Raw genomic sequence first — 25761 nt, 5'->3', positions numbered from 1 at the left:
AAAAGCACTAAATAACATAAAATAATAAGTTAACGGATGTGATTAGAAGTTGAAAAATAATGATTACACTGAACTTAATAAAAAGCTATTTGATGAACTCTGGAGAACTCTAGAGGAGCAGGATGATGCTTATACCACTAAATTTTTAAAAGACTCTTTGAGAAGAGTAGAAAAGAATAGTACAGTGGATGCGTTAAAAGAATTAATTAGTTCCCCATTATTCTGGTGTATTTTACTAGCAATTGTAGTGTTCATTCCCGCTATTTTCTTTCTAATCACATGGGTTCTAGGGATAAATGAGTGAAAACAGTTTGATCAGTTCCTACCTAGTAACTGTGAGGGAGCTGCTTTAGGTTATTTCTCAATTATTTCTCATATTTGCTATTTTAGAACTGATCTTGAAAAGCCATTAATGAAAATAGCAATAAAACCTTTATTTCACATCAAAACAGGGTGAAGATTGGAGTCAGAATAAATGGATTACTAAACTGGATACTATGTCGATGAGATGTCAAGAAGAATCAAAGCTCTATTGGCATTCATGCTTATTTTCGAGTGGTAAGTAAAGGGGTTTTCAGTGAGGTGTCGAACAATTGGTCTAATGATAATATTGGAGGTATTTGAAGATGGAATTAAAGGTTGAACGACTAGATTTTGAAATGGCAGATATCTCTGGGTCGAGGTTTCAAAAGATTAAAGCTGAGGAATTATATTTTGATAATGTTAATTTGACAAAGACACAAATTAATAATGCAAATATGAGAGGCATGGCATTAACTGATGTGAATATGTCTGATTTTAGAATTTCAAATGCTAATCTCTCTGGCACTGTAATCAAAAATGCCAATTTTAGTCATGCTGTTATTGACCATGTTCATTTAATTGGCACTGAATTTCGTAATGTTGTTCTCCCTATGGAGGGTGATGGTAATTACGATCCAGCTGGCAATTACAAACCAACTAGCTTTGTAAATTGTGACTTATCTAATGGGCAACTAACAAACTGTAATTTAGCAAATCTGGATATTCGCGATTGTGATATCTCTGGATTGAAGATTAACGGGGTATTAGTAGAAGAATTAATAAAAAATAAGTAAAGCATCAGCGATTATTCCGCTAACGAGAAACGATACTGGAGGGGCTTCCTACGCGGCAACTCCTCTTCTATTTATTCAATTAATTCGCTCAACTAACCTAAGGGCACGGTGACTAAACTCTAATGATTGAGTATTTGAAACATGTGACGATGGCGTCTAGGGGCTTTTTCTGTAAACATGCAGTGACACCCGGAATCATAATGCGGGGATTTGTATGTCATTCGTTACTTTAAAAATATGCGAAGCAATTCCGTATGTGGCATATACTCGCAATGTGAATATTTCTGAGAGCTGGGGCTATTCTTTCACGAAAAATTTCCGGGGCTGTGCCGATTTTTTATGATCGGAAGTGTCGGAGATGTAACTGCTTTGAAGCCCAGCGTCGCTTCCTCTAATGACTCAACGAGAGGTGCCAACAGCGTGTATAATTCTTTTCCTCGTTCTGTCGGAATCATTTTCCTAGCGGTTCTTGTAAATAGGGGTTCACCAACCTCAGCTTCCAACAAAGCCAGATGTTGGCTCATTGCGGGCATCTTTTAAGGGGGGCATTTTCAATGGCAATTATGATATTACTTGCCATTGCCATTTTATTTTTTGGAAAATGACAGAAGGTTCTAACATGTAAGTTAAAAAGATGAAGCCAGTAAACCCTCGGGTGTACTGGCTTCCATGCATTTAGGCAGCTCTTTTAGGTTTCTGTGCGCTTGGGCCTGAAATTCATCCCTTCGAGATTTTTATGCTATAATGATCCCGATTAACAGCAGGAGATGATAACTGGATGGTGCTGCGCAAGATATATCGGAATTATTTGCAAAATAATTTGTTTATGAGGCTGCTGCTCCTCTTTTCCATGATAACGGTTCTAACGATTATTTCGTTTTCTTATTTTATGTACTACTCGATGTCTCAAGCGGCGATCAATCGAGAGTTGGATATCCAGAAGAAAGCGCTGACGAACGTTAACAATTATTTGGGTGGAAAATATGATTCAGCCCAGTCCATCCTGTTTGGCCTCTATCGGGATAGCTCGCTGGCTTCGGGCGTATCTTTTATGCTCCAGCACCCTTTTCAAGAATATGTCCAACACGGTTTGGAGCAGTATAATTTAGGCGGCAACAGCATGTGGAGCGATGGGCTGCAATATTTTAAAAATCAGGTGGAAGACAACAAAGATATCCGTAATTTGCTGCTATACAGCGAGGATCAGCAGACGTTATATGCGCTGGGGCAAAATGGGCAGATGAAATTCGTTCCCACCAATCGCGCTCGCTCTTATATCCCGGATGTAATGGCTCTCGAAAGCAAGAGTGTGGAACTGCCAAATATATGGGTGCGTGAAGCGATCGGACAATGGGATCCCAACCTTTATGCGATTCGAACGCCAATCACGGACAAGTTAACGCTGAAGACGATTGGCCAGCAGGTCGTTTATTTTAGTACGGATGGGATTTGGAAGATTTTGCAGAACGATAAGGACGAGCTGAAAGGGATGATTCTTGTCTTGGCCCCGGACGGCGGTGTGCTGTTCGATTCTTCGAATCAATACGTTGGGAAGCTCTATCCGCATATGGATCAAATCAATGCGATGTATGAGAATGGTGGTTCCAGCCAAGGCGACTATGTGACGAAGCTTACGCAAAGCAAGGGGAATTTCAGCACGGTCAGCATCATCCCCCGCAAAGAGCTGGAAGCTACCTCCAAGAGAATCGGCAGTACAATTTTGCTCATCAGTGCGATATGTATTTTTTTCGCCATCCTGATTCCGTTCCTAGTCGTGATGAGTGTCGCCAAGCGGACCAATCAGATCATCCGATTCACCCGAAAGGTGAAGCAAGGCGATCTTAGTGTGCGGATACCCGATGTGCGGGAGGATGAGATCGGGCAAATATCACGGAGCTTTAACGAGATGATTGAGGAATTGAACCTCTATATTGATCGGGTGTATAAGGCGAACATTAAGCAAAAGCAGACGGAACTGACGGCGCTGCAAGCTAGGGTCAATCCTCATTTCCTCTACAATACGCTGGAAGTGATTCGGATGCGGGCAATTTCGCAAGGCGCGCATGACGTTGGGGAAATGATCTACAGCCTGTCGGCTCTGTTCCGGAGTTTTGTCCAACAGAAGAAAATCTATACGCTCAAACATGAGTTGGAAGCTTGTCGTCTGTATCTGGAACTATTTCAAATTCGATATAAAGATAAATTTACGTATGCCATCGATTGGGATCGGCGGCTCGGGTCTGTGCGCGTGATGAAAATGTCGCTGCAACCGATCATTGAGAATTATATTGTGCATGGATTGCGAAGCGAAAGCTCGGATAATGAGCTTCACATCCGGGTGAAACAGGTAGAGGCGTTTCTACATGTGCAGATTGAAGACAACGGCAACGGGATTTCACCCCAGCGGCTCAATGAATTGGCGTTATTTCTGCAAGATGAGGAATTGGAAGGGGAGTCTTTTGGGTTGCGAAGCATCAATCAACGGCTTAAACTGCTCTATGGCAGTGAATACGGCTTGAAATTACATAGTGAACCAGGCCAAGGAACGACCATTGATATCTGGTTGCCGATGGACGGTGGAACGGAGGTGGACGATGTTTAGGGTCTTTCTTGCGGACGATGAACCTTTCATTATCGAAGGGTTGTATGACATTATTGATTGGGCGGAAGTTGGTTTGGAAATTGTGGGGCATGCCAGCAATGGACAGAAGGCTTTGGACGCTTTGCAGGAAACATCCGTCGATATTTTGGTGACAGACATTTCCATGCCGATTATGAATGGGCTGGATTTGATTCGGCACGCGAGAGCGGTTCACCCGGAATTGAAAGTGATCGTGCTCAGTGGATTCGATGAGTTTGCTTATTTGAAAGAGGGCATGCAGCTAGGCATCGAAAATTACTTGCTCAAGCCTATTAACATCCAAGAACTCAAGTCGTCCCTGCAAAATACCGTTGAGAAGCTGAATACCCTGAACGAGACACAGTTGGTTCAGGCATACAGCAAGCAAATTTTGAAGGACAACACACTGCATCGTTGGTTGACGCAACAGATTGCGCCGCTGGAGTTCTATGAGCGTGCAGAACTTCTAGGCATCAACTTAGCAAGCGCTTATATGGTCGCGGTCGTTCTGCGAATGCCTATTGATGCAGATCAGGGCTTGGAATTTATCACTAGCCGGCTGGATGTCTACGAATGGGTAACCGTTTTCCGCGATCTGGACGGAGATATCTTGCTGCTTGCATCTATGGATCACATGGAAGAGGGCAAAAAAGATCTGATAGCACTGCTTCATCAGCTTCATACCGCGTTTCAAGACCAATCGGTTCGCATCTCGATAGGGACGGTCGGTCACCTGCCGGATGGCGTCGCGCAAAGCTATGAAGCTGCCAAAAAAGCACAGGAGTATTTCTGGATTTATCCTGAACTGTCAATTATGGATTATCAGGAGTTGGCTATGCATCAAGACAATCCCAAGGTGGATTTCTCGATCATTGATTGGCCGGCCTATGCCAAGCTTATTATTGCCAAAGATTTAGAAAACCTGCGTGCATGCATTCATAGCGACTTCAAGCGAATTCAAGCCTTGCCGGGAATTACACCGCACGATTTTCAGAATATCGCCTTTGAGATGGTCATTCATTTCAAGTTGGAAATCAAAGCAATCCGCCATACCGAAGAATTAGAGGTGTATCATCTTGCCTTTGACCAGATTCGCGAGGCGGTCGCGCTGGAAGAACTGGAAGCTGCCATCCTGGAGATTGCCGAGACGACAATTGGCTTTTTGATTTCGGACATTCGAAGTCCGATTGTGCAGCAGGTGTTGAAATATGTGCAACAGTCCTATGCGGAGGAGCTCTCACTCAAAATGCTTGGCGCTCACTACCACATCCATCCTGTTTACTTAGGGCAATTGTTTCAGAAAGAAATCAATGAGACATTCACGGAGTATATGAACCGTTTCCGGGTTGAGAAGGCGAAAGAACTGCTCAAGACAACGCATGCGAAGGTTCATCAGATTGCCAAAGAGGTAGGTTACTCCGAATTGGGTTACTTTTATAAACAATTCAAAAAATATGTCGGTATTTCGCCAACGGATTATCGTGGACTGCTCTAGGGAAACTTAGAAGCAGTCTTTTTTTTTGCGAAAATGATTTGATAGCGTTTTTTTCTTTAGTTTAGACAGGGTTCATTTAGTTTATCGTCTATTTGTAATTGCTTTCATGCAGTACTGTAAATATAGCCCCTACGGGCGTAGAAAACGAGTATTCACTTGGGAGGACTCAAAAATGAGAAAAATGAAAAAAAACTTGGTCACTACACTAGGATTAACCTTAGCTGTATCCTTGACGCTTAGCGCTTGTGGCAGCAAAGATGCCGACGATGCGAAAGGGAATGCGGCAGCGAATAAACCCGTTGAATTAATTTGGTATACAATCGGAACGCCACAGAAAGATGTGGAGCGCGTTATGGCTGAAGTCAGCAAGTACACCGCGGAGAAAATCGGTGTTACGGTGAAGATGAATATGACGGATTGGGGCGATTATGCTCAAAAAATGCAAGTAATGACCGCTTCCGGCACACCTATGGATATTATGTTCACGTCTTCATGGGCATTTGATTATGTGCAAAATGCGCGTAAAGGCGCATTCAAGCCGATTGACGAGCTGCTGCAAAAAAATGGACAAGGCATCGTCAAAGCATTGGACCCGGCTTTCCTTAACGGCTCCAAAGTAGATGGACATAATTACGGTGTTCCAGCGAATAAAGAGCTGCCAGCACAAGACGTATGGCGTTTCAACAAAACCCTGGCTGATAAATATAACCTTAGTCTGGATAATGTAAAATCACTGGAAAGCTTAGAGCCGCTTCTTTCAGTAATTAAAGCCAAAGAGCCGAACACTTACGGATTGGCTGTTGATAAAAACTACATGCCGTATGTGCCATACGACTACATCATTGAGAAAATGCCAATGGCTGTTAGCGTAGACAATAAAGATTTGAAAGTCGTTAACGTTCTAGATACACCGGAAATGAAACAAGCTTTGAAAACAATGAATAAATATTACAAAGCTGGCTACATTCCAACGGAAGCGTCCACGCTGACATCATTGAATGATGTACAAGTGACTGGCAAGTGGTTCTCTGATAAAGCGACCAATCAACCTTTCGCAGACAACCTTTGGTCAGCAAGCTATGGGTACCCCGTTGTATCCAAACCAGCAAGCCCAGCTTTAATTTATAACTGGTCCGTTATGGGCTCCATGCAAGCGATCTCGGCCAACTCCAAATATCCGGAAAAAGCGATGGAATTCCTGAACCTGCTTAACACAGATCCTGTACTTCGCAACATGGTCGATTCTGGTATTGAAGGCGAGCACTACAAAAAAGTCGACAACGACAAAATGGAAAACTTACCGGCATCCAAAAACTATGATATGCCTACATTCTCCCTTGGTAATGTACTTTTGACATACAAAGATGTTAAAGATCCTGAGAACAAGTGGGAAGAGTTCAAGAAATTTAACGATACAGGCGTACCTGCGCCGCTGCTTGGCTTTAACTTCGATCCAACCAAAGTAATCAACGAAATCGCCGCTGTACAGAACGTGAAAGAAGAGTTCTGGGCAACACTTATGACGGGAACCGTTGATCCAGATAAATACATTCCACTTGCCAACGAGAAATTCAAAGCAGCTGGATTGGATAAAATTATGACGGAAGCACAAAGTCAAATTGACGCTTGGAAAACAGCTAACAAAAAATAGAGGCAAGTTTAAGGATGAGGTGAATGTTCTGCATTCACCTGATCTTTGTCTAAATATCAGCGAAGGGGTGATTGTATGAACAGAATAGGAACTTTTTTCAAAGATGTTAAACAAAGCAGAGTGCTGCTGCTCATGGCATTACCAGCAACACTTTGGTTCCTGTTCTTCTCTTATTTACCGATGGCAGGGATGGTCATTGCTTTCAAGCAGTACCGTTACAGCCGTGATGGTTTTTGGGCAAGTATTGTGGAGAGCAAGTGGGTTGGCTTACAGAACTTCAAATTCCTTTTTAGTACGAACGACGCTTATATCATTACGCGCAACACACTGTTATACAATATCGTGTTCATTATTGCAGGTCTGGTGCTGTCCGTTGGACTCGCCATTGTGTTATCTGAAATTACGAATAAAAAGCTTGCTAAGCTATATCAAACAGGTATGTTCATGCCCTATTTCTTATCTTGGGTCATCGTCGGCTATTTCGTATTCAGTTTCCTAAGTGTGGATAAAGGAATGCTTAATCATATACTTCCCTGGTTTGGCGTGGATCCAATTCGTTGGTATAACGATAAGACGTATTGGCCACTGATCATTATTCTCGTTTACCTCTGGAAATCAGTCGGCTACAGTTCTGTTGTGTATTTGGCGGCGATCATGGGGATCGATAAATCGCTTTATGAAGCAGCCATGATTGACGGCGCGAGCAAATGGCAGCAGATCCGCAACATTACCTTCCCGATGTTAAAACCATTAATGACGATTCTGACGCTGCTCGCGATCGGACGCATTTTTTATGCAGACTTTGGCTTGTTCTTGCAAGTGCCTAGAGATTCCGGGACGTTATACTCCGTAACCAATGTTATCGATACGTACGTATACCGCGGCCTTAAATCTACGGGAGAAATCGGGATGAGTACAGCGGCTGGTTTGTATCAGTCCGTGATCGGCTTCATTCTCGTGATGACTTCGAACTATGTCGTTAGAAAATTTGATAAAGATAATGCACTCTTTTAACTGAGGATTGAGGAAAGGAGGAACTGATAATGAATGCTGTCAAAGCGATGAAAAAACAAGACTTTCATAAATTGCCGCCACTCTTGAATGTGTTCGCTCATGGGGCCGCAGGTCTTTTTACCCTTGCCTGTGTGTTCCCGTTTCTGTTTGTGACGATTATTTCGTTCACGGATGAGAAATCTTTGAATACGAACGGATATAGCATTTTCCCGGAGAAATGGAGCTTAGAAGCGTACCGTTATCTCTTCAAAGCAGGCGATCAATTGCTGATGTCTTATGGGGTCACCATCCTTGTGACGGTTGTAGGTACGCTTGTCAGCTTGATTCTGACCGCTACATTCGCCTATGCGATATCACGGAAAAGTTTTAAATTCCGAAATTTCTTCGGGTTTTTCGCTTTTTTTACAATGCTTTTCAACGGTGGACTTGTGCCGACTTATATTGTCATGACGCAATTGCTCGGACTTAAGGATTCCCTGTGGGCTTTGGTTCTGCCATTAGCGGGGAACGCCTTCTATATCATGATTATGCGTACTTTTTTTAGTACCTCTGTACCAGATGCCATTATTGAATCGGGCAAAATGGACGGAGCTGGCGAATTCGGCATCTTCGTCAAGCTCGTGCTGCCGCTGTCCCTGCCAGGGCTAGCGACGATCGGGTTATTCAGTACCTTGGGGTACTGGAATGATTGGTTCAATGCGCTGTTGTACATCGACACGCCGAACTTGGTGCCGCTTCAATCGATGTTGATGCGGATTGAGAACAGCATGCAGTTCCTGCTCCAGAACACAAACAACCCGTCGGTTGGCATAGGCTTGCTGCAATCGCTGCCGCAGGATACTTCGCGGATGGCTATGGTCGTGCTTGCGACTGGACCGATTATATTCGCCTATCCGTTCTTCCAGCGTTACTTCATTCAAGGCTTGACGATCGGTGCTGTAAAAGAGTAGTACCATAACCAACTTCGTAGATTATAGAAATGTGGAGGATTTACCGTGGAACAATTCAGACTGCCCAAAATTCCGATGCCTAAGCTGGAACTGCCCAAAGCCATTCAAGATGTCTTATTGGAAGCCGAAGAAAAGCTGGCGCATCGTCCTAAACTCCTGCAATTATTTAAAAATTGTTTTCCAAACACATTAGAAACAACAACCAAATTGATGCCAGATGGCACCACATTTGTCATCACTGGAGATATTCCGGCTTCCTGGCTGCGTGATTCTGTTGAGCAGGTCATGCATTACGTGCCGTTTGCCAAAGAAGATACGGATCTTCAACGTATCATTAGTGGTTTAATTAAACGTCATATGCAATACATCCATATCGATCCGTATTCGAATGCATTTAATGAGTCGGCCAACGACTGGCATTGGAATAAAGCAGACCAAACGGAGATGTCGCCATGGGTGTGGGAGCGTAAATTTGAACTCGATTCCTTGTGTTTCTCGATGCGTCTGGCTTATGCGTATTGGAAGGAAACCGAATTGACGGATATCTTTGATGCTGGCTTTAAAGCAGCGATGGTTAAGATCTATGAGTTGTTCCTAACCGAGCAGTATCATTTTGAAAAGTCGCCTTACCGCTTTACCCGCAATAACGGGATACCGACCGATTCTCTACGCAATCATGGCTTGGGCATGCCTGTGAATTATACGGGGATGGTGTGGTCAGGCTTCCGCTCCAGCGACGATGCGTGCGACTTTCATTACAACATTCCAGCCAATATGTTTGCGGTTGTCGCTCTTCGCCATATGCAAGAATTCGCGGAATGGGTATTCCGAGACATGGATTTCCTTGCACAACTCAAAGCGCTCGAAGCGGACATTGACCATGGCATTCAATTGTACGGGATTTATCGTCATCCGACATTTGGTCCCATTTATGCGTATGAAACAGACGGCTTCGGCAATTATTGCTTGATGGATGATGCCGGGACGCCGGGGCTTATGTCGATTCCATACTTGGGCTATGTGAGCGCGGACGATCCTATTTATCAAAACACAAGACGCTTTGCGCTTAGCAAAGAGAACCCGTTTTATTTTGAAGGCAAGGTGGCTCGAGGAATCGGCAGTCCGCATACGCCGGACGACTACATTTGGCATATGGCTCTGTCCATGCAAGGTATTACGGCATCAACGGCGGAAGAGAAGCTGGAGATGATCGCGATGTTGGAAGCGACAGATGCAGATACGGGATTCATGCATGAAGGGTTTCACGTCGATGACCCAACGATTTTCACGCGCAAATGGTTTGCGTGGTCGAACAGCCTGTTCTCTCAATTGGTTTATCAAGCGATGAAGGATGGTCTTCTATGAGTCGTCCGGTCCTAATCTTCCATGAACCCGGATTCCCGAGCAGTACGTGGAGCGATGTGCAAATCGAGCAATTGACGGCGCAAGGGGCGGTTGTAGTAGGTGCCCATGCACTTGGAGAGGCATTAAGATCAGCAGTTGGCGGATGTTTCGTCAATTTGCATGCACCATATTTTCCGAAAGCGGCGTGGCCTGACATTCTAGCGTTCTTGCAGCGTGGCGGCGGTCTGCTGAGTGTTGGCGGCGCAGCCTTCAAGCGTCCTGTCCGCTGGGAAGATGAGCATTGGCAGGTGGAATCTGAGCAAACGGGCTACCACCAGCAGCTGCATGTTCATGAAATTCTCCGAGTCGAAGGTACACCAATCCGCTCTTATCTCACGTCGGAAACGTTACCGCTGCTGCAAGGGCAAGAATCCTTGTTCGCGCTTGCCGATACTTGGAATATGGTGCCGCATACGACGCGAGACAGTGATTTGCCTCATCAGATGGGCGCGGCGGGTACGATGAGCACGCAGATTTATCCGCTGTTGAAAAGCATCGGCAAGACAGGCCGCGAAGTAGCGGCTCCTGTCGTCCTATGGGAGAATTCGCGTGGTGCGTTTATCGGTTCGCGTTGGATGTTCGTCAATGTGCCGCTGAGTCCCTCGTTCTGGAGTGAAGGCGGCGCGCAGAAATTGGTCCAATGGGCGAGATTCTGTGCGAGCGGTGTGACCGAGCTGTGGATCAAGCCGAATTATGCCAGCTATGAACCTGGCGAGCACGCGATGCTGACGATTCAGACACAACTTATCGGGGATAAAGATGCTGTTAAGGCGTGGACTCTGGATCTTCGTGTCGAGGATGAAAAGGGTACACAAGATGCTTGGACGCATCGTCTAACGGTTCAAGTCAACAAAGAATTTAATGTGGTGCGCATTCCGGTACCGATTAATATACAGCGTGGTTTATATCGAGTTACGTGCAAAGCAGTCTCGGAGGACGGCGAGCTCCGCTTGCTTCGTCAAGGATTCTGGGGGCACGATGCTGGTCTCCTTGCAGAAGGTCAGCCCATCACGTGCGGACGCGATTATTTCATCAAGGATGGTCGTCCGCTGCCTGTCGTTGGCATGACGTACATGACGTCCGATGTGGCTCGCAAATTCTTATTCCTGCCGAATAGCGATGTCTGGGATCGGGATATGGCCCAAATGGCCAAAGCAGGCATTAACTGGATTCGTACGGGTATTTGGACTGCGTACCGCAATATCATGCAGGTGGATGGCCATGCTTCGGAAGAAGTATTGAGAGCCATCGATGCGTTCCTCCTGACGGCCAAGAAGCATCAACTGCAGGTCACGTTCACCTTCTTCTCTTTCACACCTGAAACTTGGGAAGGGGTTAATCCCTATCTCGATCCGCAAAGTGTGGAAGCTCAGAAGCGATTTATCCGCTCCATCGTTTCCCGACATGGGGCGACAACCCATGTGGATTGGGACCTGATTAACGAGCCGTCGATGTTCGATCCCGCTCAGATTTTCTCGGATGGACCTCGTTCCAGTCGAGATAAGTATGAGAAAGAAGCTTTCATTGTGTGGCTCAAGCAGCGTCATGAGCGCATTGAACTGCTGCAAGAACGCTGGAATATGACGCCACTGCAACTGCCGACTTTTGAAGCGGCAGTCATTCCGGAGGCAACTGACATTAATTTCGATGTGCAGGACATGCACCGGGCGAAAAAGGGAACACGCTGGCTGGATTACTGCCTATTCTCGATGGAGATGCACAACCAGTGGGCCAAACAGCTATATGACACAATCAAAGAAATCGTGCCTGGGCATCTCGTTGTGGTCGGTCAGGATGAAGCGCTTGGCGCGCAGCGGCCTTCACCGCTTTTCTACGAAGAAGCGGTAGATTACACAACCGTCCATTCGTGGTGGCTGAACGATAACCTCGTTTGGGATGGCATCTTTGCCAAGACAGCCCACAAACCGAATGTTATTCAAGAAACCGGCATTATGTATGTAGAGACTCCGGATGGACGTGCGAAACGTTCGGAGATTGAGCTGCGCAGCATGTTGGAGCGCAAATATGCTTACGCCTTTGCAACTGGAGGCGCAGGAGCGATTCATTGGATTTGGAACACCAATTTCTATATGGATAACGCGAACGAGTCACACATCGGAGCGCTTCGTGCCGATGGCACGGAGAAACCGGAAGCGGATGTATCCTATGAATTCGGCCGCTTTATGGCCGAGATCAGAGATTTATTCCAGGAGCGGGAGCTGGAAGACATTGTGGCTGTATTCCCTTATTCGAATGATTTTTCCAATCGGAAACTGGCGTTCGATGCAACGACGTCCATGACGCGCGTGCTGTCATACGAGATGAAGCTGCCGTTCCGCGCGGCTTCAGAATATCATTTGGAGGCGCTGGAGCAGCAACCGGCGAAGCTGATTGTGCTCCCAAGCGCGCATAATCTGGATGAACAAGCATGGAATAAGCTTATCGATATTGTGAAGCGCACGGGTGCGACATTATTGGCTACAGGACCAATCAGTCTGGACGCGTATTGGAAGCAAAAGCCGCGACTCTTCGATGAACTGGGTGAAGCTGAACTTCACAATGTACGCCGGGAAGAAATGCTTGAGCTGGAAGGCACTTCGCTTCATGTCTCCTATAGTCGGCGCCGAATTGCGGAAACGTTGAAAGAAGTGCGGCTTGGCGGTTTGGAAGCGAAGGTTGGCGCTGCTGGGGATCGTGTTGTCGATCTTCCTTTAGGGAATGGCCGATTGATATGGAGTCCTCTGCCAGTGGAAGTAAACGACCGGATGGACACGGTTGAGGCACTTTACCGATATGCCGTGAATGCTGCAGGTTGCAACAACAGCAGCGGATTGCAGTGGCTTCAAGGTGATATCGCGGGGGTTTACGGAAGGAAGCTGCGTTTCAAGGGCGGTTTCTTGTATGTATTTGTCTCCGAATTTGCCTGGGATGTGACGGTAAAAGTTCGGGATATCGATAGTGATACGACATATGCGTTCACTCTGGAGAAAGAGCGTTCTGTGCTCTTTGCCGCAGATAGACAAGGGCAAGTGATTTCCATTTACCGCCCAGATGAAGTCCATATTGAAAGGAGCTAACCCATGAGTACCAAGCGAACGGCTCATATCATTTCCCATACCCATTGGGATCGGGAGTGGTATTTACCTTATGAGAAGCACCATGTGCGTCTAGTTAAACTCGTAGATACGTTATTAGATAAAATGGATCAAGATGCGAATTATCGCAGTTTCTTTCTCGACGGTCAGACGATTATTCTGGAGGATTACTTGCAGGTCAGACCCGAACAGAAGGATCGCCTAAGCAAATTAATCCGGGATGGCCGTATCCTCATCGGACCTTGGTATATTTTACAGGATGCCTTCTTAACGAGCGGCGAGGCCAATGTTCGCAATATGCAAATTGGACATCAAGATGCGAAAGCGTATGGCGATGTGTCGAAAATCGGATATTTTCCCGACACGTTCGGCTTAGTCGGGCAGACGCCGCAATTGATGCAGCAGTCTGGCATCACGAATGCCTTATTCGGACGAGGCGTGAAGCCGACTGGTTTCAACAACACAGTGTCCGACGGTGATTTTGAATCCTCCTTCTCGGAGCTGGTCTGGGAAGGGCCAGATGGCTCTCAGGTGTTGGGTATTCTTTTTGCCAACTGGTATTCCAACGGCAATGAGATTCCGGTTGATAAGGAAGAAGCACAAGCCTATTGGGAGCGCAAACTAGCGGACGCTGAGAAATATGCTTCCACGGGCGAACTGCTTTTCATGAATGGTTGTGATCATCAGCCTGTTCAATTAGATCTGCCAGAAGCGATTCAAGCGGCGTGTGAGCTTTTCCCGGATACCACCTTTGTTCATTCGAATTTTAACGATTATTTGGCTGCGGTTCAGCGTTCAGGCAAGCAGGAACTTTCGACGGTCAAAGGCGAGCTGCGCAGCCAGCGGACGGACGGTTGGTCTACCCTTGTCAATACAGCTTCGGCGCGCGTGTACTTGAAACAGATGAATCAGCTCGGACAAGCGATGTTGGAGAAAGTGGCAGAACCGCTGGCGGCTTTCGCCCATGTCCTTAAAGTCGGGGAGAAGTACCCGCATCATCTGTTCACTTACGCCTGGAAAAGCTTAATGCAAAACCATCCGCATGACAGTATCTGCGGCTGCTCGGTGGACGAAGTGCACCGTGAAATGGTCACGCGCTTCGATAAGAGCCGTCATGTTGCTGAAGCCATTATCGATGACAGCAAGCAAGCCATTGCGGACGCGATCGATACGTCTGACTTTATACTGGCGGGTGATGGTGCTCTGCCCGTTGTCGTGTTTAATACGTCGGGTTGGGAACGCTCGGGGGTTGTTAGTATCGAGATCGACGCTTTACGCCTCTATTTCCGAGATGGCTATACGCTGGAGGAAGCAAGCGCTTTTGCTAAAGCCGCAGATCTCACAGGACGAGTACTCGTGGATGCGTCATCGCAGCCTCTTCCATGTACGGTCGAGGACCTTGGTTTGCAATTCGGATACGATTTGCCGGACGACAAGTTCCGTCAGCCCTATATGTGCCGAAAAGTAAGATTGACGTTCGAAGCCGACAAGGTACCAGCACTAGGTTTGAAAACTTACGCTTGGGTGAAGAGGGAAGCAGAATTGACAGATTCCTCGTTGTTCACAGATGAGCGGGTTATGGAAAATGCAGCGATCAAGATTGAAATCGCGGATAACGGTTCATTCACGCTGACGGATAAGAAGAACGGCAGCACGTACCGGGATTTGGGTGTGTACGAGAATACCGGAGATATTGGCAACGAGTACATGTTCCGTCAACCGGATGGCGAAAGGCCGCTAACAACGAGCGGATTACAAGCTCAAATCCGTGTGCTCCAAGATACGGCCTACCAAGCTTCCGTTGAAATCGTCCATGAATGGGAAATCCCTGCATCGGGCGACGACATGCTGGACGTTGAACAACGTGACTTAGTTTACTATCCGCATCGCCAAGCACAGCGTTCAACGCGCATGATTCCGATACGGATCAGCACGGTGGTTAGCTTGAGCCGAAGCGGACAAGGGGTAGAGATCGAGTCATCCTTCAACAATCAAGCGAAGGATCATCGTCTGCGGATGTTATTCCCAACCGATCTGACTGCGCAAACTCATCATGTTGATTCGATGTTTGAAGTCGTACAACGGGATAATACGCCAGCCGCAGAGTGGGAAAACCCAAGTAATACGCAGCATCAACAGGCATTCGTTGATGTCAGCGAAGCGGGGGCGGGCTTGGTCGTTGCCAATCTCGGATTAAACGAATACGAAGTTCTACGCGATGGGCGGAATACGATCGCCGTTACGCTTCTACGCGCGGTTGGCGAACTCGGCGATTGGGGCCTATTCCCGACTCCTGAGGCTCAGTGTCTGGGTGAACATACGGTTCGATTGGCGATCTTCCCGCACACTGGTGAAGGTGCACAATACGAAGCCTATACGGCTGCCTACCAGTTCCAAATTCCTTGGACAGTGGCACAAACCGGCATCCATTATGGCCGAATTGCTTCGACATTTGCACCTTTCCAATGGGAAGGTGAAGGTCTGGCTTTATCCTCGATGAAAATGAATGAAGCATCAGGTGATGTACTGCTTCGTTGGTATAACATGCGTTCATTGCATGCGGAAGTTAAGGTCCGAACGCAACTTCCTCAGCAGAATTTCTATAAGAGCACGATCTTGGAAATACAAGGCGAGCGTTTGGCCGTGGAGGCAGATGGCAGCTTGACGTTGCCAGTAGGTCCTTGTGAAATCGTTACGATCGGGATTCAGCGGTAGTCATTGCCAGCTTGCAAAGACATGATTAGCTTAGGCTATTCTGGTCTTTGCAGGCTTTTTTTTGCGCTTGGCAGCGCATCGTACTACTGGTCGTGCGTGTATCTTTAAATTAAGATAAATGATTTTAAGACAGTATCTAAATGACTTCAAGGAGGTAATGGGAATGATTCCAATTTTGAACCGTATTAATGAACTGAGCAGATTTGAGCGAGGATCAGGTCTATCTGATACTGAGAAAGCGGAACAAGCAGCGCTTCGGACGCAGTATTTACAGATTTTACGCGGGTAATTCATAACTACGCTTCTGAGTGTGTCTGTTATGGATGAAGAAGGGACGATGTTGCGCCTAAAAAGCTTATTGATAAAAAAGCAGCTAATGATCAATAATTGTTGTCATACATCTTAAAATTAAGAATACGTATTTTGAGATTAAATCATGGAGTGATATATCCTGTATGAAAAGTATTGTATGAGTATATGAGAATGAATTCTGGAGGTTGGCTAATGTCCCAAAGAATAGGGATTATTGTAGGAAGTTTGAGGGAAAACTCTTTTAATCAAATGATTGCGAATTCGATTCCAGAACTTGTAGATTCCGCAGAATTTGAATACATATCGATTGCCAATCTTCCCCTCTATAAAAGCCTGCAGGTGTGATAGGTGCAACACCAGGCGTAAAAGGGACGATTCTTTCGCAGCAGCAAATCAGGCAAACGTTAGATGCCACCCAGTCCTACGTGATGCCGGCTCAAAAAATGTATATTTCTCAAATCACGGACAAGATTGCTTCAATTACTCGTAAGCTCACGGATGATGCGACTCGCAAATATTTGCAGCGTTATGTTCAATCATTTTTGCAATGGATTAATCAGGTACAACGGCTTAATGAGTAGTAAGGATACTAATTAATCTAATAAATAATGGAGGCTATTATGGGTGAAATTGCGCTTTTTGGATTTGGACGTATCGGAAGACAGCTCCTTCGGGCGGCATTGCAACAAAATTTGTTTGTTCCCTTTTCCATTTCGGATATTAAAGACGAAGCTACGCTTGCCGCACTTTTTGAAGTGGATACAAATTACAAGCGTTGGCATGAGAAAGTATCTGCTCAAGAAGGCGCAATCGTAATTGGCGACCGGGAGATTCGTTATTTGAATTCGGCCGCTGAATTGCCGAATTGGGGTGAGTTAGGCGTAGAGTTGGTCATTGATTGTACTGGGCGAGCCGTTACGCGATCAGTAGCTGAACTGCACTTGGAACGAGGCGCCAAAAGGGTGCTTGTCAGCGGCCCGAGCAAAACCTTAGAAGATTGCGACGCAGTACTTCTTAAAGGGATTAACTTAGAAAGCTTCGATCCGGAAAAGCATAAAATTATTAGCATGGCGAGTTGCACAACCAATGCACTTGCACCGGTAGTCAAATTGGTCAGAGAAAACTATGGTATTCAATACGGCTTATTCTCAACAGTACACTCGTATACGAACACGCAATCGTTGACGGATCAGCCGATGAAGGACCGTCGGGATTCATGGGCAGCAGCCGAGAATATCATTCCATCATCCTCAGGTGCAGCGAAAGCTCTGAAATTCATTTGGAATGATCTGCAAATTACAGGCAAAGCCTACCGCATTCCGACCCGTACCGGAAGCATCGCAGAACTTAATTTGATAACGGAAAAACGATGCACCGTTCAAGAGATTAACGATATGTTTCGAGAAGCTGCGAGAGAAGGCCAATTAAAGGGCGTACTTGATGTTTTGGAAGGGGAATGGGCCTCGTCCCGCATCGTAGCTGATCCCCACTCTTCAATTATTGACTTGAATTTAACCCAAGTACAAGGTGAGCTATTGTCTGTCGCTACTTGGTACGACAACGAATGGGGCTATGCTTCACGGTTGGCTGAAGTAGCCTATTATCTAGTTGCAAAATCATAAGCTAGGCGACGGCCAATACAATCTAAACAGGGAGCAGTTTGCCGCGGCAACTGCTCCCTGTTTTCGTTCAATTAACGGAGATTAATGTGGTATTCCTATTGGAAATTGTGGACTACAATGTACATTGCCGTAACACGAGAAGGTGATCACTAATATTGTTCATATAGTTGTTGAACAATCGACGAAGGCTGCAGGTCAAGCTCTTGAAGTAGCAATTGCTTGTAGTGCTCGTAATGGTTATGTAGGGACTGATGATCTCCTGTAACTCCGTAGATATGCAACAGAAGAAGATTGGACTCTTCTTCAAATTCATTACGAGATATAAGTCTTCTCGCAATTTGTGCCGCTTCCCTAAATTGCTGCCGATTCAGTAACCAATTGGCGAGACGTTTGGCAAAGGAATCGTATATGATGGCCAACCGCTCATGTTCCACTGTTGCCCACACAAACGAATTATTCTCGAACAGCTGCCCTGTAAACTGTTTCTCCAGATCGATAGCTGCCGTTATATTCCCTACGTTGATATCAGATAGTTCCTTCACGTCCTGCTCAAATTGAATAAAATCAACATCTGCTTGATCCAAGTCTATACGATACTGCTCTTGAGCTGAAATGATCATTTCCTTGAACCCATGCGGTGACAACGCCTTCCTAAGTTGATAGACTACCGTATTGAGATAAGTTTCTGCATTCTTAAGAGGCCTCTCCGGGAAAATATCCTCCAAAATCCGGATTTTAGTTACACTTCTACCCCGGTTAACGAGCAAATAGGCGAATAATTCCATGCTTTTTTTGGAAATCCATTTCACAGCACCCGCTTGCTTACTACTGGCCTCGAGGCAACCCATCCCCCGAACCGCCAGCCGAGGAAGTATGAGGTCGCCAGCATCATCATCTGAAGAAGCACTCTGTCTGCTCGTTGCTTGAGCAATTGTCTGGGCCAGTCGGTTTCTAGAAATGGGTTTAACCATATAGTCCAACGGATAGACATCGTAGGCATGAAGTGCAAACTCGGAATGTGAGGTGATAAACACGATGCCAAGTTCGGCACGAAGCGACCGCAAACGGCGGGCAAGCTCTAATCCGTCTTCCGCATCGATCTTGATGTCCAGAAATGCTAGATCCACATCGCCGTTCCGGACGAAGTCCAGTACTTCCTCCGCATTCTGGAAGCTCCCAACGAGCTCCACGTCTTCGATCGTCGCTAGCATCCGCTTCATGACGAACAACATGGCAGGCTCATCGTCAACTATGAGAACTTTCATCACGTCGTTCCCCTTTCATGGTGAAGTAAAAGACACTTCCTTGCCCTACTTGGCTTTCCACCCACATATTCCCGCCACTTCGTTGTACAAACTGTCGACTTACGAGAAGTCCAAGTCCCGCGCCCTTTTCTCCCATCGTGCCGGGTAATGAATGAAGCTGCTTTTCGCTAAATAGCTGACGAGTCTGTTCCTCTTTCATACCCATCCCATTATCGCGGACAGAAACGGTTACCATGTTTCCCGATAACTGATCTTGTATATGGACTGAACCGCCTAATCCAGTGAATTTAATGGCGTTGGATAATAAATTACGAATAATTAATCCAAGCGCTTCCCGATCAGCATACACCCGAGTACCTGATGCAATGTTATTATGCACCACAATCTGTTTGGCTCCGCTTCTAATATGCAGCATATGACAACATTCCTCCACGACCTCAGATAACGCCAAGAACTTCGGACGAAGAGCCATGTCTTCCCGCTGGCTGCGAAACCATTCTAACAAATTAGCAGTCATCCCGAGTGTATTACGAATCTGGTCACCCAGCATCTCAACGATTTCCCGGTGATCCGTACTGAAACTGTCTCGATCTTCTTCCAGTAATTCAACAAGTTGAAATTGCAACGCCAGAGGACCACGTATATCGTGCGACACGATCGTAAACAATTGATCCTTCAATTGATTGAGCTGGGCAATCTGCTCCAGATGGCGCTGTTTCTCCGTAATATCAAAAATAAGAGAAATACTTCCCTGTCCCTGCCTACGTAGTGTATGCAGTGGATATACGTTCACACTGTAGATTCTTCTTTCTCCATTCAGCCAAGCATCAATCTCAATATTGCCTTGTTGCATAGACTGGCACAACTTAGTCCAATTGGGCCAAGGTGCCAATAGCTCCGCGATATTCCGCCCGGAAATCGTTGCATAGCCCATCTCTGAAAACCAATGAGAAGCCTGCTTATTACTATCAATAATTTTGCCGGAAGCATTCGCAATCAGAATACTCTCCTGAAGGGTATCAAGTACAATATTTCTAGCAAAAGGAGTGAGGGAAAAGAACTTGTACCGCAGTATAATGATTAGAACTAGCATGCCTAAGAAACCACAGTAGACCGACATGGGAAGCAACCATGACGACCATTCCGAATTGACTAATTTCACAATCTCGATGATAAACGAAAATGAAATTAGAAACAGAACCCACATTCCTGGGGTACGCAGATCTTTACGGATATTCCGTAAATACTGAAATAGAAAATAAAAACATGTAGCCAAGATACTATAACAAATCATAGCGTATGTGATAGAATAGATGGTTTTCGTCGTTAATAAATGACCATTATAGAGTTCAATTTTACGATAGATGACATGAAGATCTGAATCGAACCACATCAGCATTGACCAAAGAGCGAATAACGCGATAAGCACAATCTTCCCTCTTGTTCGTAATAACTTATCATAGGCGACCAATTCAAGTACGAACAAGACAAAGAACGGGACCATTACATTTAACGCTGTTTGATGAATATTCCGGAAAAAAAGTTTACCCATTAAGCTGTAACTGTTTTCCTCGCAAATAACACCACTTGCATAAATAATTCGGCACACGATTACACCGATCAGAAAGTTAATACCGCGCTCTTTTCTAAACCCAAATACAAAGATAAAGATGATGCACATCATGATCACTGAAGCAATCATAAAAATAAGTTGCATAGATGTAGTCATTGAATAAGTCCCTTTTGTTTAGTCGATTTATATCCGAAGTGTATGTCCTTCCTTTATATATCGACCGTGGAGTTAGTTTCTATAAGGCTTTGAATGGACATTTCGTGGGTAGCCCGCTCAGCGGAATCAGTAAAAATAACGATCTTTCATAATTCTTTCAGAGCACTATATTACCATGTTAATGTGTTGCTTGAATTGACGCGTTTATTCTGAACCTCAAAGAAGCGCGAAAACAGGCGAAAACATTACTTTATAGTGGAGGTTGTACACGTGATATTTCTACAAAGACAGCAGTTCCTGTTGGCAAAGATTGCATTGGTTGTCATTCTATTCATTACCCTATATACACCTAGGCAAGTTCATGCAGCAGCGTTTCAGACAAATAACTACGGGGCTAGTTCAACTATAGATGTGGCTACTGTTGATTTGAACAATGATGGTCATCTCGATCTTGCAACGGTTCTCCAACCAGGGAACGGAACCAGTTCGTTCAGTATTCGGCTTGGAAACGGTGACGGAACCTTTGGAGCTGAGACAGCCTACACATTCTCAGGATACGCTTCAGCGATCACGTATGCCGACTTTAACGGTGATTCGAATATTGATTTAGCTATTACTCGCGCTTCCCCCTCTTCGTATTTAATTTTATTAGGGAACGGAGACGGGACCTTTCAACCTCCATTATCTGCCTCAATTGGCGGTACTTCTAACTTTATTGCGGCTGCAGACTTTGATCATGACGGAAAAATGGATTTAGCGATGACCTATGTTAGCGGCAGCAATGTATATGTCATGCTTGGGAATGGGGATGGCACCTTCCAAGCTAGCACTAGTTTTGGCACAGGATCAGTGACGTTTCAGTTAACTGCCAAGGATTTTAATGGAGATGGTAATCCGGATTTGGCAGTCGTCTCGTATCTTGATCGTAAAATAAACGTTCTGTTAGGGAATGGAGACGGGACTTTCGCAGTGAAAGTAGATTATTCCGCTGGACAATTCGCACAGCGAGTGGCAACAGGTGATTTGAACAAAGATGGAATCTTAGATATGGTCGTGTGTAGCTCATCGGGGGCGATTACGATTTTACTTGGGAATGGGGATGGCACATTTCAAAATTTAGGAAATAAATCTTTTGGTGTTGATCCTCGTGCTGTGCTTATCGGAGATTACATCGGCGATGGGGAAGCAGATATTCTAATTGCAAATTTTGGGTTATCAAGTAACATTTTTAGCATTTTTGAGGGTCATGGGGATGGTACATTTGAATCTGCCAAGCGATATGGTTATTCTGGTGAAGGTAGCACTAGTCTTCAAATGATGAGTGGAGATTTTAACGAAGACGGATGGTTAGATGTGGTTATTATCAGGCAACTTGGCAGTACGGTGGATGTTGTACTGGCTAATCATCGCATTGCACAATTACAAAGCTTAAACTTGTCGGGAGGAGCAGCGCTTCATATGCCCTTCGATACAGAAACCCTTATTTATACCTCAAGAGTGCCATACAGCGTGTATGGAATAGACGTTACGCCGACGGTAACGGATGCAACAGCAACTGTAACCGTCGGGGTATATGGAGACACGCAAGAGACGGTAAATAGCGGACAACCGAGCAGTTCGCTGCCGCTGAACGTTGGTGTGAATACGATCGAAGTGACTGTAACAGCGCAAGATGGGACGACGATTCAAACGTATACGGTGGACGTAACACGCGAGCGAAACACAGATGCGAGTCTCAGTGGATTGAGTCTCACGGGTGGTGCGGCATTAAGTCCGTCCTTCTTAAGCAGTACGTTAAACTATGCCTCGACTGTTGCCTACAGCCAAAGCAGTATTCAAGTGACGCCTGTGGCAGATGCAACTGCGACGATGAAAGTCAAAGTAAATGGCGGTACACCGGAAGCGGTAAATAGCGGACAACCGAGCAGTTCGCTGCCGCTGAACGTTGGCGTGAATACGATCGAAGTGACTGTAACAGCGCAAGATGGGACGACGATTCAAACGTATACGGTGGACGTAACACGTGAGCGAAACACAGATGCGAGTCTCAGTGGATTGAGTCTCACGGGAGGGGCTGCGATAAGCCCGACCTTCCTGAGCAGTATGTTAAACTATGCCTCAGCTGTAGCCTACAGCCAGAGCAGCATTCAGGTGACACCTGTAGCAGATGCAACTGCGACTGTCGTGGTCAAAGTAAATGGCGGTACACCGGAAGCGGTGGATAGCGGACAACCGAGCAGTTCGCTGCCGCTGAACGTTGGCGTGAATACGATCGAAGTGACAGTAACAGCGCAGGATGGGACAACGACTCAAACGTATACAGTGAACGTAACGCGTTTAGCGGAGACGAATACGGGAAGTGGTAGCGTCCAGCTATCTAGTAATGCAGATCTCAAACAGCTTACCGTGAAAGTTAACGGAGATGAACTGAAGTTAACACCAATATTTACAGCAGAAATGACAAGCTATCAAGCTCAAACATCAGCAAGTGAGGTATCAATAGAAGCATTTGCTTCCGATCCAGGGGCAAGTGTAACGCTAGGGGGGATCAATCTTGTTGGGAACACAACAGTCGCGCTTACAAATGGGGACAATGTGTTTAAGATAATCGTAAAAGCGGAGAACGGCACGGTCAAGTCCTACAGCCTGACGATTCAACGTCAGACAGAGCTTGCACCATTGCCAGTGGAGAGTCCGGCTTGTGCGTTCCTTGACATCAAGGGCCATTGGGCAGAGCTTCACATTTGTGAAGCCGCGGAGAAAGGGATTGTTAAGGGCAAGTTGGAAACGGAATTTGATCCGCAGGGGCTCGTTACACGAGTAGAATTTACGACTATGCTGCTTCGCGCACTTGGGGTCACTTCAGAAGCTGTTGGTGGGAACAAGCAAATCTTTACCGATCAGGCTCAGATTCCCTCTTGGGCCATTGCTACAGTTAGTCATGCAGTAGAGATGGCCATCGTGCAGGGATACCCTGACGGCTCATTCCAACCAATGCAGACCGTAACCCGATCGGAGATGGCTGCTATGCTGGCAAGGGCCATGAAATGGGATACCCAGCTGGATCCGAAGACCACCTTTGCTGATGATGCCGATATTCCAAAATGGGCCAGAGAAAGCATTTACACTTCTGCGAGTCGCGGGCTGTTGAACGGACGTGAAGGAAATCGTTTAGTTCCGGGCGGAATGACGACCCGAGCAGATGCAGCAACTGTTATGCTTCGTGTATGGAACCTTTCTCGAGCCATGGTTGGACAGGGGCAAACGGCGCATTAAATTATTGTTAGGACCACCGCCTTAGAATCATACCAAAAAACGTAGAATTCGCATTGGTAGATAGCTGATCCTCGCTGTAAAATGAAAAGCAAAGGGGGATTGTCTATGTTTTTGGATAGTAAGCTTGTCGTTGAACATCCAGCTTTGATTTCGTTTTGGGACTTTCAAGGAGAAGATGATCTCGCAGCCCAAGGGCCATATGCGTACAGACTTGAGGAGATGACGGAAGATATAGCTCGTCCTACAGATGGCGTGTTTGGCCCGAAATCGCTATCGATTGAGCTTGGACAATGGCTTCGGATCCCGCGCAGCGAATGTCCAGCACTGAACTTTCACGGTTATGGCGTGAAGATGACGATCGTGGCATGGATTAAACGGAAATCTATTGAATCCGGTCATTGCCAAGCGGTTGTTGGCATGTGGAATGAAACGCAGCGGCTGAGACAGTATTGTCTATTCTTGAATCTGAGGATTTGGGACAGTGCAGAGCAAGTTTGTGGTCACGTTTCCTGTAGCGGTGGTCCCACACCGGGTCATCCGTACTGCATGACTTCGGCGATCGGAGCAACTCCGGTGCGGACTGACGAGTGGGTCCAGGTGGCATTTACCTATGACGGCTGTTTCTCCAGGGTGTATCTCGATGGAACGCTTGACGCTAGGCTTGCGTTCAACCCGTTCCCCTACTTCCATGGAATCTACGATGGTGGAGAGAACGGATCCGATTTCACGGTTGGCGCGGTCCACCGGGCAGGCGAGATGGGCAATTTCTTCGCTGGTTCGCTTGGAGGTTTGGCTGTGTATGGGGACGCACTCAGCGAAAAGGATTTATTGGCACTGGTGCCGTAGCGATCTGCTTTAAGCTAAAACTATATAGCGACGACACTGCTTTGGACCTGCCCGACATGTAGTCGGGCAGGTTTTTCAATTGTTGGCGTGCCCAGAGGCACGCATTATCTAGTTGTTCCGGAAGCGGATCAACTAGAGGTGATTTAACGAGGATAGGTAGTGAAGAGCATTGCAGATATTGCCTGTAAGATGGGCGAGGTCTGCCGGGCACTGCTGTCGTAACTATGACGTCTTCCGATGGAACGACGAGCAGTACGTATACGATTTAGTTTACAGCATCGGCGGGCTTTAGCCGAGAGTTTGCGAATCAGTTTCGGACCACACGACTTAGTGTGCGTAAGAATTACCAGCAAAGGATCGGGCAAGTTTAATGAATGTAAATATTATTTCTGACCCGGCCGCATCACAGGTCGGGTTTACTGCTTTTTTGCGTCTGATTTACGTTGCTTCGTGTTCACAAGCTCAAAAAATTCAACAATATAGGAGTAGATCTTGAGGGCAGTTGAAGACTGAGGACATAAATTGATACATTTATTGTAGATTTCATGTATACAGCACTTCATCCCTTGAACCATATAATAAAAGAAACAAAGGGAAAGAGGTGATAGGACAACAGCTGCCATATCTTTTCTGAAAAAGCGAAAACAGTACCAAAAACGGAAGGGAGAGA

The 25761-nt window shown here is 46.1% G+C and carries 19 protein-coding genes; 16 read left to right on the top strand and 3 right to left on the bottom strand.

The features are described from left to right. Positions 1-49: 49 nt before the first annotated feature. Positions 50-304 carry a hypothetical protein gene (locus GC096_RS00750; RefSeq protein WP_171628389.1) on the top strand — a complete coding sequence of 85 codons (255 nt, stop codon included), beginning with the start codon at positions 50-52 and terminating at the stop codon, positions 302-304. A gap of 322 nt (positions 305-626) precedes the next feature. After that, positions 627-1097 carry a pentapeptide repeat-containing protein gene (locus GC096_RS00745; RefSeq protein WP_171628388.1) on the top strand — a complete coding sequence of 157 codons (471 nt, stop codon included), beginning with the start codon at positions 627-629 and terminating at the stop codon, positions 1095-1097. A 305-nt stretch (positions 1098-1402) separates the two neighbouring features. On the opposite strand, the gene GC096_RS38550 is transcribed toward GC096_RS00745, so the two are convergent. After that, positions 1403-1621 (bottom strand): LysR family transcriptional regulator, encoded by a 219-nt coding sequence (locus tag GC096_RS38550; RefSeq protein WP_246302497.1) that lies wholly within the window; start codon positions 1619-1621, stop codon positions 1403-1405. A gap of 254 nt (positions 1622-1875) precedes the next feature. Between GC096_RS38550 and GC096_RS00735 the strand changes: the two genes are divergently transcribed. The 12 genes from GC096_RS00735 to GC096_RS00685 all read left to right on the top strand — a co-directional run bounded on the left by GC096_RS00735 (position 1876) and on the right by GC096_RS00685 (position 17975). Continuing rightward, a complete protein-coding gene (locus GC096_RS00735) occupies positions 1876-3699 on the top strand; it encodes a sensor histidine kinase (protein ID WP_171628387.1) in 1824 nt (607 codons plus the stop codon). Further along, the gene (locus tag GC096_RS00730; RefSeq protein ID WP_171628386.1) at positions 3692-5212 is read left to right on the top strand and encodes a response regulator transcription factor; all 1521 of its coding nucleotides are present in this window, start codon (positions 3692-3694) and stop codon (positions 5210-5212) included. The genes GC096_RS00735 and GC096_RS00730 overlap by 8 nt, the downstream gene beginning before the upstream one ends. A gap of 172 nt (positions 5213-5384) precedes the next feature. After that, on the top strand, positions 5385-6863 hold the full coding sequence (locus GC096_RS00725; RefSeq protein ID WP_171628385.1) for an ABC transporter substrate-binding protein: 1479 nt from the start codon (positions 5385-5387) through the stop codon (positions 6861-6863). A gap of 75 nt (positions 6864-6938) precedes the next feature. Beyond that, entirely contained in the window at positions 6939-7877 is a 939-nt protein-coding gene (locus GC096_RS00720; protein ID WP_028553304.1) for an ABC transporter permease, read from the top strand. Between the two features lie 29 nt (positions 7878-7906). Beyond that, complete coding sequence (locus GC096_RS00715; RefSeq protein WP_171628384.1) at positions 7907-8827, top strand: carbohydrate ABC transporter permease; 921 nt, start codon at positions 7907-7909, stop codon at positions 8825-8827. A gap of 45 nt (positions 8828-8872) precedes the next feature. Continuing rightward, entirely contained in the window at positions 8873-10192 is a 1320-nt protein-coding gene (locus GC096_RS00710; RefSeq protein ID WP_171628383.1) for a glycoside hydrolase family 125 protein, read from the top strand. Continuing rightward, positions 10189-13308 (top strand): beta-galactosidase, encoded by a 3120-nt coding sequence (locus GC096_RS00705; RefSeq protein ID WP_171628382.1) that lies wholly within the window; start codon positions 10189-10191, stop codon positions 13306-13308. The genes GC096_RS00710 and GC096_RS00705 overlap by 4 nt, the downstream gene beginning before the upstream one ends. Positions 13309-13311: 3 nt before the next feature. Next, a complete protein-coding gene (locus GC096_RS00700; RefSeq protein WP_171628381.1) occupies positions 13312-16041 on the top strand; it encodes an alpha-mannosidase in 2730 nt (909 codons plus the stop codon). Positions 16042-16204: 163 nt separating this feature from the next. Continuing rightward, positions 16205-16330 carry a DUF896 domain-containing protein gene (locus GC096_RS00695; RefSeq protein WP_246302496.1) on the top strand — a complete coding sequence of 42 codons (126 nt, stop codon included), beginning with the start codon at positions 16205-16207 and terminating at the stop codon, positions 16328-16330. 215 nt (positions 16331-16545) lie between these two features. After that, a complete protein-coding gene (locus tag GC096_RS38545) occupies positions 16546-16698 on the top strand; it encodes an NADPH-dependent FMN reductase (RefSeq protein ID WP_246302495.1) in 153 nt (50 codons plus the stop codon). Continuing rightward, on the top strand, positions 16695-16934 hold the full coding sequence (locus GC096_RS38540; RefSeq protein ID WP_246302494.1) for a hypothetical protein: 240 nt from the start codon (positions 16695-16697) through the stop codon (positions 16932-16934). Before GC096_RS38545 ends, GC096_RS38540 begins: the two co-directional genes overlap by 4 nt. A 39-nt stretch (positions 16935-16973) precedes the next feature. Then, positions 16974-17975 carry a type I glyceraldehyde-3-phosphate dehydrogenase gene (locus GC096_RS00685; protein WP_171628379.1) on the top strand — a complete coding sequence of 334 codons (1002 nt, stop codon included), beginning with the start codon at positions 16974-16976 and terminating at the stop codon, positions 17973-17975. 149 nt (positions 17976-18124) lie between these two features. On the opposite strand, the gene GC096_RS00680 is transcribed toward GC096_RS00685, so the two are convergent. Then, on the bottom strand, positions 18125-19240 hold the full coding sequence (locus GC096_RS00680) for a response regulator (RefSeq protein ID WP_171628378.1): 1116 nt from the start codon (positions 19238-19240) through the stop codon (positions 18125-18127). Next, positions 19221-20969, bottom strand: a complete 1749-nt coding sequence (locus GC096_RS00675) for a sensor histidine kinase (RefSeq protein WP_171628377.1) — start codon at positions 20967-20969, stop codon at positions 19221-19223. Before GC096_RS00675 ends, GC096_RS00680 begins: the two co-directional genes overlap by 20 nt. A 270-nt stretch (positions 20970-21239) precedes the next feature. Between GC096_RS00675 and GC096_RS00670 the strand changes: the two genes are divergently transcribed. Further along, on the top strand, positions 21240-24245 hold the full coding sequence (locus GC096_RS00670) for a cadherin-like beta sandwich domain-containing protein (protein ID WP_171628376.1): 3006 nt from the start codon (positions 21240-21242) through the stop codon (positions 24243-24245). A 105-nt stretch (positions 24246-24350) separates the two neighbouring features. Continuing rightward, positions 24351-25091, top strand: a complete 741-nt coding sequence (locus tag GC096_RS00665; protein ID WP_171628375.1) for a LamG domain-containing protein — start codon at positions 24351-24353, stop codon at positions 25089-25091. The last annotated feature ends 670 nt before the right edge of the window (positions 25092-25761 follow it).

The sequence above is a fragment of the Paenibacillus plantarum genome (assembly GCF_013141695.1).
Classification (GTDB): domain Bacteria; phylum Bacillota; class Bacilli; order Paenibacillales; family NBRC-103111; genus Paenibacillus_E; species Paenibacillus_E plantarum.
The sequence above is the reverse complement of the archived record's forward strand: the minus strand, read 5'-3'. Positions and strand labels throughout refer to the sequence as shown.

What these genes read in the sequence shown, in the direction of transcription:
- GC096_RS00745 (WP_171628388.1), top strand. Translation starts at nt 627, where the DNA reads ATGGAATTAAAGGTTGAACGACTAGATTTTGAAATGGCAGATATCTCT.
- GC096_RS38550 (WP_246302497.1), bottom strand. Translation starts at nt 1,621, where the DNA reads ATGAGCCAACATCTGGCTTTGTTGGAAGCTGAGGTTGGTGAACCCCTA.
- GC096_RS00735 (WP_171628387.1), top strand. Translation starts at nt 1,876, where the DNA reads ATGGTGCTGCGCAAGATATATCGGAATTATTTGCAAAATAATTTGTTT.
- GC096_RS00730 (WP_171628386.1), top strand. Translation starts at nt 3,692, where the DNA reads ATGTTTAGGGTCTTTCTTGCGGACGATGAACCTTTCATTATCGAAGGG.
- GC096_RS00725 (WP_171628385.1), top strand. Translation starts at nt 5,385, where the DNA reads ATGAGAAAAATGAAAAAAAACTTGGTCACTACACTAGGATTAACCTTA.
- GC096_RS00720 (WP_028553304.1), top strand. Translation starts at nt 6,939, where the DNA reads ATGAACAGAATAGGAACTTTTTTCAAAGATGTTAAACAAAGCAGAGTG.
- GC096_RS00715 (WP_171628384.1), top strand. Translation starts at nt 7,907, where the DNA reads ATGAATGCTGTCAAAGCGATGAAAAAACAAGACTTTCATAAATTGCCG.
- GC096_RS00705 (WP_171628382.1), top strand. Translation starts at nt 10,189, where the DNA reads ATGAGTCGTCCGGTCCTAATCTTCCATGAACCCGGATTCCCGAGCAGT.
- GC096_RS00700 (WP_171628381.1), top strand. Translation starts at nt 13,312, where the DNA reads ATGAGTACCAAGCGAACGGCTCATATCATTTCCCATACCCATTGGGAT.
- GC096_RS00695 (WP_246302496.1), top strand. Translation starts at nt 16,205, where the DNA reads ATGATTCCAATTTTGAACCGTATTAATGAACTGAGCAGATTTGAGCGA.
- GC096_RS38545 (WP_246302495.1), top strand. Translation starts at nt 16,546, where the DNA reads ATGTCCCAAAGAATAGGGATTATTGTAGGAAGTTTGAGGGAAAACTCT.
- GC096_RS00685 (WP_171628379.1), top strand. Translation starts at nt 16,974, where the DNA reads ATGGGTGAAATTGCGCTTTTTGGATTTGGACGTATCGGAAGACAGCTC.
- GC096_RS00680 (WP_171628378.1), bottom strand. Translation starts at nt 19,240, where the DNA reads ATGAAAGTTCTCATAGTTGACGATGAGCCTGCCATGTTGTTCGTCATG.
- GC096_RS00675 (WP_171628377.1), bottom strand. Translation starts at nt 20,969, where the DNA reads ATGACTACATCTATGCAACTTATTTTTATGATTGCTTCAGTGATCATG.
- GC096_RS00665 (WP_171628375.1), top strand. Translation starts at nt 24,351, where the DNA reads ATGTTTTTGGATAGTAAGCTTGTCGTTGAACATCCAGCTTTGATTTCG.